The following is a 12,875-nucleotide window of genomic DNA, read 5'->3' as shown; positions in this document are numbered from 1 at the left end:
CTTAGCCCCTTAAAATTTTGGCTGCTTCTTTTGCGTGATAGGTGATGATCAAATTTGCCCCTGCTCTTTTAAAGCCGATCAGTGTCTCCATCATAACGCGCTCGTAGTCGATGATACCAGCTTTTGCGCCAGCTTTTAGCAGTGCATACTCGCCGCTTACGTTATAGACGCAAAGTGGTAGAAGTGTCAAATTTCTAAGCTCTCTAACGATGTCAAGATAGGCGAGCGCTGGCTTTACCATCAAGATATCAGCGCCTTGTGCCTCGTCTTGCAAGCTCTCGTTGATCGCCTCTAGGCGGTTTGCGCTGTCCATTTGGTAGCTCTTTCTATCGCCAAAGCTTGGTGCGCTTTGTGCCACATCGCGAAATGGTCCGTAGTAGGCTGAGGCAAATTTGGTTGAGTATGCCATCACTGGTAAATTCTCAAAGCCATTGCTATCAAGCGTCTCTCTTAGCGTTGCAATGATGCCATCCATCATGCCACTTGGTGCGATCATGTCAGAGCCATTTTGAGCGTGTATCAGAGCTTGTTTGGCTGAAATTTCAAGCGTTGCGTCGTTGTCGATGGTGTTGTGCACGTGGTCGATTATGCCGCAGTGGCCGTGGTCTGTATATTCGCAAAAGCAAAGATCAGTGACGACTACTAAATTTGGGAATTTATCTTTTATCGCTCTAAGCGCAGTTGCTATGATGCCGTCGTTACTTAGTGCGTCGCTACCAACGCTATCTTTTAGGCTTGGTATGCCAAATAAAATGATCGATTTTATGCCTAAATTTACTATCTCTTCGCACTCTTTTAAAATTTCATCGATACTCATTTGATAGACGCCTGGCATCGAAGCGATCTCGTTTTTAACGCCTTTGCCCTCGACTACAAAGAGCGGATAGATGAAGTCATTTACGCTAAGGCTAGTCTCTCTTACCATGTCTCTTAGGGCTGGATTTATTCTTAATCTTCTAAAACGTTTAAACATATTTTTGCCTTTTCTTTGTTAAAATGCGTGGTTTTTAGCTAGTTTAGCACAGTTGGAGTAAATTTAAAATGAAAATAGAAATTTCAAACGCCGCAAATCTACCTTCAAGGTTTGGCACTTATAAGGTTCAAGCCTTCAAAGAAGGGTCAAAAGAGCACCTCGTGATCTACAAAGAGTCTTTGAGCGAGGTAGTAAATCTTAGAATTCACTCTGAATGCCTAACTGGCGATGCGATCGGAAGCCTAAAGTGCGATTGCCGCGACCAGCTTGAAGCGAGCCTAAAATATATCGAAGAAAATGGCGGCATGGTCATCTACTTGCGTCAAGAGGGCAGAAATATCGGGCTTTTAAATAAGATAAATGCCTACAGCCTGCAAGATAAGGGCTTTGACACGATAGAAGCCAATCACCAGCTAGGTTTTAAGGCTGACGAGAGAACATACGAAGTGGTCGATTTTATCCTAAATCACTACGGTGTAAAAGAGGTAAATTTACTCACAAACAACCCATTAAAACTTCATGGTTTAAAGTCGGCAAAGATCGTAAAACGCGTGCCTATTATCATAAAACCAAATAAGTTTAACGAAGACTATCTTCGTGTAAAAAAAGAGCAAATGGGGCACATCCTGTGATGAAAAATGAGCTTTGCTTGCCGGCAGAATTTGACGAAAAAGTAAAGGCTTACGCTCAAATTTTTGCTAAATTTAATAAGGTTCATAGCTTAAGCAATTATAAAGATATAAGCGAGCAGGTGCTTGATAGCATAAAACCGCTTGAAATTTTTGATCTAAGTGCCAAAACGGCGATCGATGTGGGCAGTGGAGCTGGCTTTCCAGCGATATTTCTAGCACTTGCGATGCCGCACACTAAGTGGCATCTTTTTGAGCCGATAGCCAAAAAGTCTTCATTTTTAAGCTACGTTAAAATCGAGCTTGACATAGAAAATTTAGAAGTTCATAGCCAAAAGATCGAACTTGCAGATAAATTTACGGCTGATCTCATCACCTCAAGGGCACTTAGCAAGACAAAAGAGCTTATAAAAATTTGCGAGGGATTTTACGATGAAAATACTAAATTTCTCATCTATAAAGGCTCTAGTGTCATGGATGAAATTTCAGGCATAGACGCGCAAATTTATAATGAAAAAAATAGAAACTACATATATTTTAATCTCAAAAATCAAGGGGGGAAACGTTGAAATACTTGCTTTTTGTAGCGATTTTGGTTGCGATTTACATCATATTTTTTAAAAATAGAAAAAATAGCGACAAGATAAGCACCAGTAACTTCGAAGAGTGCAGCAAATGCGGTGTCTTTAGTGATATTGATCAAATGGTGCTAAGAGACGGAAAATACATCTGCAAAGAGTGCATAAAGGGTGAGAGATGAAAATTTTGGGTGATGAGCTGATCAAATTTGAGCCACTATTTCTTTGCAAAAGTGAAGATGAGATTTCAAACGGCAGGCAAAATCTCTTTAAATTTGATAGAAATTTCATAAAAAGGGCGCTAGAAGCTAAGGCAAGCTTTAGCGTTTTTGTGACGAATGCAAATGAAGCCATTATCGCAAACGCGGCTGGAGTAAAATTTATTATCGCAGATATTGATATTGCAAAAGATCTAGCAAAGATAGCTGAGAGTTATCTATTTGACGCACTTATAGCTGTTTTGATAAAAGATGAAAGCGAGCTAGCACAGCTTACAAAATTTAACATCGACGCAGCGATCTTGCCAAATGCTATAAAAAATAAGGACAAAGATGGAAATTTTTAAAACTGCTTTTTTAATGGTTGCTTTAATGCTGATTTTTATCGCTGTTGGCGGATATATTGGAGGTGAGCATGGCATGATGATCGCCTTTTTGATAGCAGCTGGTACAAATATCTTTTCATATTTTTTTAGTGATACTATAGTACTTAAAAGATATAACGCTATCCCAGTTGATGAGAGTAACGCTCACGGGCTTTATGAGATCGTATCTCGCCTCACACAAAAAGCAAATTTGCCTATGCCAAAAATTTACATCATACCAGAAGAGGTACCAAACGCCTTTGCCACAGGCCGTAACCCAAGCCACGCAGCTGTCGCGGTAACAGAGGGGCTTTTAAAAATTTTAAATGAAAACGAGATCGAGGGCGTGCTAGCTCACGAGCTAAGCCACGTAAGGCATTATGACATCCTAACTGGCTCTATCGCTGCCATACTAGCTGGGGCTATCGCAATGCTTGCAAATTTTGCTAAGATTGGTAGTATTGCTGGGCAAAGCAGCGGTTCAAGAAGAGGTGGTGGTAATGGCATCGTTATGCTAGCACTTGCTATACTCATGCCAATAGCTGCCACAATCATACAAATGGCGATCTCAAGGGAGCGCGAGTATAAGGCGGACAAGGGCGCAGCCTATCTAACAGGACACCCAGAGTGGCTTGCAAGTGCTTTAAAAAAGCTTGAGAGCTACTCAAATTCTTACGTCATGCAAAACGCAAGCGAGCAAAGTGCTCATATGTTTATCGTAAATCCATTTGGCTCATTAACCAACAAGCTTGGCGTACTTTTTAGAACGCATCCAAGCACTAGCGATAGGATTGCTGAGCTTGAAAGACTTGAACAAGAGATAAAAAGAGGCATGTAGAAAATTTAGTTCTAGTAAAATTTGGGCTAAATTTCTTCTTTTTGCCATCTTTTTTTAGCTTTAAATTTATAAATTTACAAAAATTTTAAATTTTATGAGCGAGTATCCATGAGAATTAAAAATTTAATAGTCTGCTAAGACAAATGAAGTAAGATTTTAAAATTTATAAATTTGTTTGTTCAAGAAAAAGAAAACTTGAATTATACTTTGTAAGCTTGTAATTACACAACATAAATATAAATTCTGTTGTTAAGGAGAAAGATGATCAAATTAAGAAGTCGCCCCCTCTCCTCATTAACAAATTCCCTAACCCCGACAACGTTAGTCGTGGCATACAAACATACTAATGCAATGCATGTGTTTGCATATCTGGTAAGCGTCGGGCAATTTTTAAAATTTTATGAGCGAGTAATTTAGACTCTGATTTTAGCGACAAGCTTTGCGAGGCTTAAAATCAGTAGTAGATTCTTGTGAGTAAATGGAATTTTAAAATTTGCAAAAATATCAAATTTACAACCAAAAAACAGAAATTTAGCCCCAAATTTCACTGCAATTTCTTACACTCACGATCTTCTATAGTGTACTCAAAGATCAGCTCACCATTTTCTGAATAAAAAAGCTCATCCAATGTAACACCGATACTTAGCATATTTAAGATCTCTTTATCTTTGCAAGCGGTTCGTAAATTTTCCTTTTTGATAGCTTCGATAAATTCTAAAAGCTCTTTTTCTTCAAGCCTTTTGATCTCTTGCTTTCTTGCGTGTTTGACGGCATATCTATAAATGAGCATGTCGCCGACATTTAAGATATCATTAAGTGTCAGTGTTGGCGTGCAGATGAATGGGAGCTTTTTTTTGTAGTAAGTTGCGTGATTTTTCGCTACCATATCTGGCGTAAGAGCCAGGACAAGCGAGCAAAAAAATAGTAAAAAAATGGCTACTCGCAACTACTTTTATCCAAATTTATATCAAAAAAATGCCTACCCTCAAAGCCGTAACTACCACTTAGTGTGATGCCACGATTTAGCACAGCTCTAGCCATACCTGAGTTGCAAAGCGCATCTTTTCCATTTTTATAAAACTCATCTTTTAAAGCTAAAATTTGAGCTTTGTTGTAGCCTTTTATCCTCTTTGTCTTGGTCTCGTTTAAAACAAACTCGCCATGTATGTTTAGCCCGCTACTACTCACATCTTTTAGCGTAATCATCTCATCGACTCTGCTTGGTAAATTTGGCTTTGCGGTTTGGACGACAAAAGCTGGGATCTGCTTAGTGTCAAGCTGATTTAATATCTGCTCATAAATTTTAAACTCACTCTCTTGCACACCAAAAGCAAAGCTAGCAAAAGCTAATAAAACGATCTTTTTCACATATTACCTTTATATAAATTTTCTAGTGATATTTGGCGAGAGCTTTACTAAAATGTCATAACTTATCGTATCAAAAAATTTCGCCCAAACATTTGCATTATCAAAGACACAAACCCACTCGCCGCTATCTTTACAACTAAAGCTATCCATAGAAATTTTGCCCAGTATTGGCTCATTATTGGCAAGTCTTAGCTCGCCACAGCCATTGTATCTTAGCAATCCATCACCATATCCAAGATCATAAGTGGCTACATTTATATCTTCTTTTGCGCTAAATTTAGCACCATATCCAACACTTTGACCACTTTTTAAAATGCGCCTGCTAACTCTTTTTGCCCATAGTGAAAGCACAGGCTTTAGTCCCAAACTATCACCAAACTGAGCGTATCCATACTGAGCGATGCCAACGCGAACCATATCATCATCGATTTCACTTGCTCTTTCAAGAGCAGCTGAGTTGTGGGAGTGAAAGATCGGTTTTTTTATACCAAACTCATCGCAAAGAGCTAAAGTTTTCTCTTTTGCAGCCCTAAAATTTTCCCTTTGCACAAAATAATCAGCATTGAGCTCATCACTTGCGCGAAAATGAGTATAAGCTCCAAGAAGCTCTAAATTCCTTCTTGTTAAAATTTCAAACGCATAATCAAGCTCGCTAATATCAAGCCCATTTCTATGCATACCAGTATCGATTGCAAGATTGATTTTTGAGCCATCTTTTATCTTCAAAAGTGCCTCTATATCGTTTATCGCATAGATAAATTTACTACTTTCATTTCCGGTTGGGATATGTGAGAGAATGAGAATATTTTCAAATATGTCAGAAATTTCATCTGCTTCAAACTCGCTTTTTACAGCGCAAACTTCTATGCCAAATTTTTTAGCTTCATTTGCAATAAGCCTTGCACCATGTCCATAAGCATTGTCTTTTAATACAACTATTACTTTTTCTTTACCACCGGCTTTAGTACAAATTTGAGTGAGATTATGAATATATGAAGCTTTATTTAGGCGTATTTCAGACATTAAAATTCACATTAAAAGCAGTATAAACATCCGGTAAAAGTTTTCTTACGTTGTAATCAAATGCATAAAATTTGGCGTAAATTTCTTTCAGATCAGCCTCTTTTACTTTGCTAAAATCAAAAACATCAGTACCATTTTTCTTTGGAACCTGACGGTCAAGCTCAGCAAAAAAAGCAGCTCTTGCCTCTAAAATTTTTTCGATTTTTTCTTTTACTTCTTGAGATTTTTCCACTTTTACTCCTCTATAAAAATTTTCATATCATCGTTATAAAGCTTCACATAAAGCGTCTTTTGCCCAGCAAATTTATGTGTATCTGAAACATAATCCTCATAAAAACTCACACGAAAAAGCCTATCGTTTTTAAGATTTGGATAAGGCGTGATAAGAAAATTTGAAAAACTAATGCGTTTTTTCTCTTTTTTAGAAAAAATAGCCCGCTTCATACTTTTAAATTTTTCCAAGCTCATACCATCGTATCGCTCAAAGTTTTTATCGTAAAATTTAAGATAGTTTTCAATGTCGCTCTCGCTCCATGTCTTTTTCCAGCCCAAAAGTCCAGAAATGATCACTGCAATATCTTTTGTGCTAGCTTCTGGACGCTTATCTTCGTAGATAAATGCAAGTGTTTTTTTGTGATCCACAACATCATCAAATTTCATCAAAGTATCATTTTGCATAGCCACGCAGCCTTTTGTTTTTAGCTCATCTGTCCTTTGACCATCAAGTGGATAGCCATGTATCCAAATGCCACCGCCATTTCGCTTTGCAAGCTTATCAAGTAAATTTGGATACGAAAGCGAAAATGCAAGCGGGCCAAGATATCTATCATTTGGCGTAAATCTACGTGTAAGCTGATACACTCCAACCGGTGTTTTTAGATCGCCTTCAAGAAGCTTATCACCATTTTTGCCAACTATAACGCTTGAGCTAAAAAGCTTTTTTGTAATGCCGCCATTATAAGAGATCACTTCAAGCTTCTTTTTAGTTTTATCAACTACACTTAGAAGTATCTCATTGTCATAATACCCATATCTTACATCCTTGCCTTCAAGCTTTTTTAGCCAGTAATCCTTACTTAAAATATTTTTTTCGATGGCATCAATAACAGCAGCAGAGCCATTTTTTAAGTAAATTTCTTCGTAATTTTGGGCAAAAAGACAAGGCGATAACGCGATGAAGAAAAATATAATTTTTTTCAAGTGAAATATCCCAAAAAGTAAAATTTAGTCCGTAATTATATCCTAAAAAATTTATATTTTTAGATTTTAAAGGTAAATTAAGTAGTTCTAAATGTATAATGTGAAAACCATTATTAATTTTATCACAAAGGAAAAATATGAAAAAAATCGTTTTTGGTGCGATGCTTGCAGCTTCTGCTCTTATGGCGGCTGATATCAGCCTAGAAAATGTTAGAGCTAGAGATACAAAACCTGGCACAAACAATAGTGCAATTTTTATGAATATAAAAAATGCTTCAAATTCTGATGTAAAGCTTATTGGCGCTCACTCAAGCGTTTGCAAAAGTACAGAAATTCATACACACAAAATGAATGATGGTATGATGGCTATGGTTCAAATCGAAGATGCAGTGATCCCAAAAAATGGCGAAACAAAACTAGCTCCTGGCGGTTTACACATTATGCTTATGGATCTAAATAAACCATTAAAAGATGGTGATAAAGTTGATTTAGAGCTAAAATTTAGTAATGGCGAGAGCATAAAGCTTGATAATATCGGAGTAACTAAAAACTTTAAATAATGAAAAAAATCATAATTATTTTTTCATTTATCTTTATTGTTCTAGGTTCTTTTTTGATAGGCTATAAGCTTATGACAACAAGCAAGGAAGATCCACCTGAATTTGCCGATGTAAACACATCGCTAGATCCTTTAAAATGTGATCTAAACAATAAATCTTGTGAGATGGAATTTAAAGGCGTAAAGCTAAAAATAGACATCTCGCCAAGACCTATTTATGCTATGAGGCCTTTTAGCTTTAAAATCATTAACGGTAAAAATTTAGGGCTAAAAAATCCTAGTCTTGAGATAGACGGCATAAATATGAATATGGGATCGATCAAAGCAAGACTTGAGCCAAGAGGCGATAACTTAACTGCTCAAGTAGTGCTAAGCGCTTGTGTTGTCGAGCTTATGAGATATAGATTTAAAGTACTTGATGACGAAAAAGAAACTGGTTTTTTTGTAGATCTTGATCTAAAATTATAGAGGGTAATGATGAAAAAGGCATTTTGGGGCTTAACAATAATCTTAATTTGTATAGGTGTTGCACTTTTGCTGATCAAGCCAAACAAGTATGATTTTAAGGCACTTTCACAAAATGGTGAAGTAAGTCTTAAAAATTACGACGGAAAGTACAAAGTTATATATTTTGGTTATCTTTTTTGCCCCGATGTCTGCCCTACTGCGCTCTCTTTGATTGGTGATGAGCTAAATAAACTAAAAAGAGATGACTTTGAGTTACTTTTTATTACGCTTGATCCTGAACGCGACACTCCTGAAAATTTAACTCTAATGGCAAAAAATTTCTACAAAGATGCCGATGGATTAAAACTAAACGCCTTAAAAGAAGTGGCAAAAACCTATGGTGTAAAATTTCAAAAAGTCCGTCTTGAAAACTCAGCCATGGGCTACTCTGTTGCTCACAGCTCTTCAATATATTTAATAGACAAAAAAGGAAATTTTTATAAAGAAATTTCAAATCTAACAAATGAAAACATTGGAGAAAATTTATTAAATTTGATCAAAGATAGACCTTAGGCTATAAAATTAGTAAGCCAAAAATGGCCTACCAAAATTCTTTATGCAAGCATCATCTCAAGATCTTCTAAGCTAAAATTTAATTCACTTGCTATACTTTTGATTTTATGCTTGCTGAGTAATTTTTCACCCAAAATCTATTAACCCTTGAACATAAATTTAATCTACAAGCCAAACAAAGTTGATTAAATATAAGTAGTATTAGCAACGAATTTATTAAGAAGATCTATACGAAAGATAGTCTTTTGCACTATAAATTTTAATGATAATGCAAAAGCTAAAAATTTAAGTTTTACTATTTCACTCTATGATGCACGCTGCCGCCATAAGTAATATCCTCTGCCTTTACCTCATCACTTGTTAAAATTTCACTTATCTTGCCATTTTCTTCTAGTTTTTTCCTATTTTCTTCGGCATCTTCTTGATAGCTGTAAACCATCGCAACGCTCACTACTCCACTGATAGCTTCTATTTTTTTAAAATTTTTTATCTCATCTTCAATACTATCTGAGCTAACTACCACTACGATTCTATCGTCTGCATCGGTTATTATTTCACACTCTTTTAGCTTTTTTATTTCGTTTTTTACACTTTCACTTTTATTGTCCGTATAAACTATCAAACTTGAAATATTCATTTAATTCTCCAAAACAAAATTTTATTCTCATAGGCTGAAGTTACGACTTCGTTATCGCTTATAAAAACTATGCTATTTATCGTGCTTTGTCCAGTTTTTAGCATTGCGATATTTTCTAAGCTTTTGCTATCAACTAAATTTACATCGCTCATCTCATCGCTCATATAAGCCGCCACTCTGCCATCATCGCTAAGGCCGACGCCATAGACCAAAAAGCCAGTATTTATCTTTTTTAGGCTTCCAGCTGAAAATATCCCCACGATCCTGTCGGTGCCTCCGCTGATCATGACGCCATTTTTATATGAGATGTCGTAGATATTGTCTGTATGAATGTCTAAAATTTGATCCATTTTTTTAGCTTTTATGTTATAAAAGTAGACCTTCCCACTCTCGCAAGCGATAGCTAGCGTGCTTCTATCTTCGCTTATCTCCATATCTGAAAGCATCGCAATTGAAATTTTAAAGCTATCATAAATTTCGCCACTTTTTAGGTTTAAAAAGTAAATTTCATTGCTAATTGAAGCAAGTGCAACATGCTCATTATCTAAAAATAATGCCTTTTTTATCGCTTGATTATCCATTTTTATGCTTCTCATCTGCCCATTTTCTCTTAGATGAAGCACCTTTGTAGCGTAATCACCTTCGCTAAGTATAAGAGTTTTGCCATCAATTTCATCAATGCTTAAAATTTTTGGTCTTTCATGATCACTAACGTAGGTTTTTATATCATCCATTTTGATGATCTCTTCAAATTTAGACTCTTTAGGATCATAAATTTCAACCGTCCCTCCATCAGTTGCAATAAAAAGTTTGCCATTTATTAACGTTGTGCTTAGCACATTTGCACTAGCCTCTATTTGCTTATATGGAGTGGTGATCTCGCTTGCAAAGATAAAATTTAATAGACAAAAAATAAAAAACAAAGCTCTCATAAGGCCTCCATTTGAAGTGAATTTTTAAAGCAAACATCAAAGCACTCGCCGCAACTTACGCAGTTTTGATTAACAATAGGTCTAAAAACGCCAAGAAATTCGACTGCTTTAAATTTGCAAGCATCAAGGCAGTTGTAGCAGATTGTATCGTTCCATGCTAGACAGCTAGAAACATCGATGCTAACTTTTGCGTTTATACTTTTTGGTGAGCTTAGGCTTAATGTCTTCTTACCAAGACTCTCACAAGCCTTTGCGCACTCTTCGCAAAAGTCACAGCCCAGCTTTTTAACTTTAAAAATTACTCTTTCATTTTCAAAGCTAAGAAGCTCTTTTTCACAAGCATTTACGCAGATAGCATCGCATCTATCGCAGTCAAACTCTCCGCTAAAAAAAGGCGGAGTTATAAATTTGGGAGCAGATTTTGCCCCCAAAATTTTACTAAAAAGCTCTCGCCTGCTTTGCATTATTTAACACCATCGTTTAAAACATCTAGCAAGTTTGACTTATGAGTACCGTTTTTATCTCTAAAGTCAGGCTTAAATTTATTACCGACTAGCTGAGTTAAGCCAGTTTGTTGCTCAACGTGGCATGTTGTGCAGTTATATCTTTCATCATCAAGCTTGCCTGCAAGATCTTTTTTATTTCTGATGTCATAAAGGTGAGATGATGGTATCGGTGTTGCTCCACTATCTTTTGCAAACTCAGGCATATGGCAGGTTACGCACATATTCATATCTTTTGTGATAGGCACTAAACCCTCAGTATCGTGTGGGATAAATGGCGGTGCATTTTCAAAAGACCTATCAAATTTCTTTGACATACCAGCTGGCTCTTTTGTGTAGTTCACATCTTTTAATACAACGTCTTTATCGTCTAGCAAATCGATATTTCTAAAGCCGATTTGCGAATCACTAATACTTGGATTATTAAAAGTACATGCCGCAAAAAACGCAGCACACAATCCTCCAAGCATCATTATTTTTATTTTCATTTTTCTCTCCTTAAATTTCTAATACTAAATTTCAAAGCCCCATCTCCACAAACATCAATGCACCTGCCACAGCTTATGCACTCGCTTGAGCTAACCGAGCGGCTTTCTTTACCGATCATGTCAAGCACTTGCATCTCAGGACATATGAGCTTACACTTCATACACTTTGTACAGGCCTGGGCATCATGTTTGACTCTAATAAGAGCAAATTTTGATATCACTGCATAAAATGCACCAAGCGGACAAATGTGCGAGCAAATGCCACGCTTTAACACAAACATATCAAAAGCAATGATCGCAACCGCTATACCTAAAGCACTAGCCGAGCCGTAAATAATGCCACGCTGAATAATGCCAATATAGCTAACGCTCTCAAATACTGGATAAGATAAAGCAAGGCTTAATATAAGAGCAAGAGCCAGCAAGTAATAACGTAAATTTTTACTCACATTTAAGACTTTTTCGCCCTTAAGGCCAAATTTTTCTCTTAGTTTAAAAGCGATATCGGTTAGTAAATTTATTGGGCATATCCACGAACAAAACACTCTTGGAGCAACTAGCGCGTAAAACGCCAAGATAATGCCAGCTCCAATAATTGCATTTATGCCGGCACTAAAGCTTGCAAGTAAAATTTGGACCAAAGCAAATGGATCGCTTAGTGGAATTTTTCCAAAAAGCAAAGATGAACTTAAATTTCCGCTAAGTATCTTAACTCCATAAAAATTTCCTAGGATAAATAGTGCTAGGATAGAAATTTGAGTTATTCGTCTTAAGATTAAAAATTTCATAGCTCACCACCATTTAGATAATCAGTCGCTTTTTTAATGTCAAGCTTTATTTTGCTGTCTGCATCGTCTATGCGTCTTTCATCTTCTTTTATCCAGCCTTTGACGTAGTTATCGCCTACTTTGCCAAGCACCGCGTCACGGTTTAGCACGGTAATGGCTGCTTTTTTAGTGATACAGGCTCGCTCACATAGGCCACATCCAGTGCAAATGTCACTATCGACCACTGGAAGTAAAAAGGCATGCTTTTGCGTCCTTTCGTTGCGGCGATATTCAAGATACAAGGCTTTATCTAAAAGAGGACAAGCCCTATAACAAGCATCGCACTGTATACCCCAGTGTGCCACGCAGTTTTTCATATCGACCACCGCAACACCCATTTTGGCCTTATTTATGTCAAGCTTGCCTTTTGCGCTTACTAAATTTACGTCCAAAGCTCCAGTCGGACAGGCTGGCACACAAGGGATATTTTCACACATATAGCAAGGAATTTTTCTAGGCTCAAAATAAGGCGTTCCAATGCTTATGCCATCTTCTAGCGATGAGAGCTTTAGCGTGTCAAATGGACAAGCCTCTACGCAAAGCCCACACCTAATGCAGCTTTGTAAAAATTGCTTCTCTTCTTTTGCACCAGGAGGCCTAAGAAGCATAAGTGGTGAAGCCTTGGCACTAAGCGACCAAACAAAGCCTCCGCCAAGAGCCAAAAGTGCTACTTTTGCTCCAAATTTTAAAGCCTCTCGCCTACTTGAAAATCCCATA

At 36.9% G+C, this 12,875-nt stretch carries 20 protein-coding genes; 8 read left to right on the top strand and 12 right to left on the bottom strand.

What is annotated here, in order from left to right; genetic code table 11:
• Position 1: 1 nt before the first annotated feature.
• On the bottom strand, positions 2-973 hold the full coding sequence (gene hemB / locus G6W45_RS02160; protein ID WP_194167372.1) for a porphobilinogen synthase: 972 nt from the start codon (positions 971-973) through the stop codon (positions 2-4).
• Between the two features lie 68 nt (positions 974-1,041).
• Between hemB and ribA the strand changes: the two genes are divergently transcribed.
• Genes ribA through htpX form a run of 5 tightly spaced genes read left to right on the top strand, consistent with a single transcriptional unit; the run spans position 1,042 to position 3,601 of the window.
• A complete protein-coding gene (gene ribA / locus G6W45_RS02155) occupies positions 1,042-1,605 on the top strand; it encodes a GTP cyclohydrolase II (RefSeq protein ID WP_194167371.1) in 564 nt (187 codons plus the stop codon).
• A complete protein-coding gene (gene rsmG / locus G6W45_RS02150; RefSeq protein WP_194167370.1) occupies positions 1,605-2,171 on the top strand; it encodes a 16S rRNA (guanine(527)-N(7))-methyltransferase RsmG in 567 nt (188 codons plus the stop codon). Before ribA ends, rsmG begins: the two co-directional genes overlap by 1 nt.
• The gene (locus G6W45_RS02145; protein ID WP_084108385.1) at positions 2,168-2,362 is read left to right on the top strand and encodes a hypothetical protein; all 195 of its coding nucleotides are present in this window, start codon (positions 2,168-2,170) and stop codon (positions 2,360-2,362) included. Before rsmG ends, G6W45_RS02145 begins: the two co-directional genes overlap by 4 nt.
• Entirely contained in the window at positions 2,359-2,745 is a 387-nt protein-coding gene (locus G6W45_RS02140) for a hypothetical protein (protein ID WP_194167369.1), read from the top strand. Before G6W45_RS02145 ends, G6W45_RS02140 begins: the two co-directional genes overlap by 4 nt.
• Positions 2,732-3,601, top strand: coding sequence for a zinc metalloprotease HtpX (htpX, locus tag G6W45_RS02135; RefSeq protein ID WP_194167368.1), 870 nt, complete (start codon positions 2,732-2,734; stop codon positions 3,599-3,601). Before G6W45_RS02140 ends, htpX begins: the two co-directional genes overlap by 14 nt.
• Positions 3,602-4,145: 544 nt before the next feature.
• On the opposite strand, the gene G6W45_RS02130 is transcribed toward htpX, so the two are convergent.
• From G6W45_RS02130 to pgp2, 5 genes are read right to left on the bottom strand one after another with little or no spacing between them, the layout of a single operon-like run.
• Positions 4,146-4,547 (bottom strand): hypothetical protein, encoded by a 402-nt coding sequence (locus G6W45_RS02130; RefSeq protein ID WP_242039028.1) that lies wholly within the window; start codon positions 4,545-4,547, stop codon positions 4,146-4,148.
• Complete coding sequence (locus G6W45_RS02125; RefSeq protein WP_194167367.1) at positions 4,538-4,969, bottom strand: hypothetical protein; 432 nt, start codon at positions 4,967-4,969, stop codon at positions 4,538-4,540. Before G6W45_RS02125 ends, G6W45_RS02130 begins: the two co-directional genes overlap by 10 nt.
• 9 nt (positions 4,970-4,978) lie before the next feature.
• Positions 4,979-5,992, bottom strand: coding sequence for an alanine racemase (locus G6W45_RS02120; RefSeq protein WP_194167366.1), 1,014 nt, complete (start codon positions 5,990-5,992; stop codon positions 4,979-4,981).
• Positions 5,985-6,224: a CmeU family protein gene (gene cmeU, locus G6W45_RS02115; RefSeq protein WP_087576821.1), complete on the bottom strand. Its 240-nt coding sequence runs from the start codon at positions 6,222-6,224 to the stop codon at positions 5,985-5,987. Before cmeU ends, G6W45_RS02120 begins: the two co-directional genes overlap by 8 nt.
• Before the next feature lie 2 nt (positions 6,225-6,226).
• On the bottom strand, positions 6,227-7,192 hold the full coding sequence (gene pgp2 / locus G6W45_RS02110; protein ID WP_148821057.1) for a cell shape-determining L,D-carboxypeptidase Pgp2: 966 nt from the start codon (positions 7,190-7,192) through the stop codon (positions 6,227-6,229).
• 137 nt (positions 7,193-7,329) lie between these two features.
• Between pgp2 and G6W45_RS02105 the strand changes: the two genes are divergently transcribed.
• The 3 genes from G6W45_RS02105 to G6W45_RS02095 are packed head-to-tail and all read left to right on the top strand — an operon-like array spanning position 7,330 to position 8,771.
• Positions 7,330-7,752, top strand: coding sequence for a copper chaperone PCu(A)C (locus G6W45_RS02105; protein WP_054196384.1), 423 nt, complete (start codon positions 7,330-7,332; stop codon positions 7,750-7,752).
• A 53-nt stretch (positions 7,753-7,805) separates the two neighbouring features.
• A complete protein-coding gene (locus tag G6W45_RS02100; RefSeq protein ID WP_194167365.1) occupies positions 7,806-8,219 on the top strand; it encodes a hypothetical protein in 414 nt (137 codons plus the stop codon).
• 9 nt (positions 8,220-8,228) lie between these two features.
• Entirely contained in the window at positions 8,229-8,771 is a 543-nt protein-coding gene (locus G6W45_RS02095) for an SCO family protein (protein ID WP_103619158.1), read from the top strand.
• 295 nt (positions 8,772-9,066) lie between these two features.
• Here G6W45_RS02095 and G6W45_RS02090 read toward each other — a convergent pair whose 3' ends face one another.
• From G6W45_RS02090 to napG, 6 genes are read right to left on the bottom strand one after another with little or no spacing between them, the layout of a single operon-like run.
• The gene (locus tag G6W45_RS02090; protein ID WP_107793202.1) at positions 9,067-9,408 is read right to left on the bottom strand and encodes a chaperone NapD; all 342 of its coding nucleotides are present in this window, start codon (positions 9,406-9,408) and stop codon (positions 9,067-9,069) included.
• Complete coding sequence (locus G6W45_RS02085; RefSeq protein ID WP_148798277.1) at positions 9,405-10,340, bottom strand: WD40 repeat domain-containing protein; 936 nt, start codon at positions 10,338-10,340, stop codon at positions 9,405-9,407. Before G6W45_RS02085 ends, G6W45_RS02090 begins: the two co-directional genes overlap by 4 nt.
• Positions 10,337-10,804, bottom strand: a complete 468-nt coding sequence (locus tag G6W45_RS02080; RefSeq protein ID WP_021090640.1) for a 4Fe-4S dicluster domain-containing protein — start codon at positions 10,802-10,804, stop codon at positions 10,337-10,339. Before G6W45_RS02080 ends, G6W45_RS02085 begins: the two co-directional genes overlap by 4 nt.
• On the bottom strand, positions 10,804-11,331 hold the full coding sequence (locus G6W45_RS02075; protein ID WP_084108411.1) for a nitrate reductase cytochrome c-type subunit: 528 nt from the start codon (positions 11,329-11,331) through the stop codon (positions 10,804-10,806). The genes G6W45_RS02080 and G6W45_RS02075 overlap by 1 nt, the downstream gene beginning before the upstream one ends.
• Positions 11,328-12,119: a quinol dehydrogenase ferredoxin subunit NapH gene (napH, locus tag G6W45_RS02070; protein ID WP_194167364.1), complete on the bottom strand. Its 792-nt coding sequence runs from the start codon at positions 12,117-12,119 to the stop codon at positions 11,328-11,330. Before napH ends, G6W45_RS02075 begins: the two co-directional genes overlap by 4 nt.
• Complete coding sequence (napG, locus tag G6W45_RS02065; RefSeq protein ID WP_194167363.1) at positions 12,116-12,874, bottom strand: ferredoxin-type protein NapG; 759 nt, start codon at positions 12,872-12,874, stop codon at positions 12,116-12,118. Before napG ends, napH begins: the two co-directional genes overlap by 4 nt.
• Position 12,875: the final 1 nt, after the last annotated feature.

It is taken from the genome of Campylobacter concisus (assembly GCF_015229955.1).
Taxonomy (GTDB): domain Bacteria; phylum Campylobacterota; class Campylobacteria; order Campylobacterales; family Campylobacteraceae; genus Campylobacter_A; species Campylobacter_A concisus_AT.
Note: the sequence above shows the minus strand (reverse complement) of the source record. Positions and strands in the feature narration are given on the sequence as shown.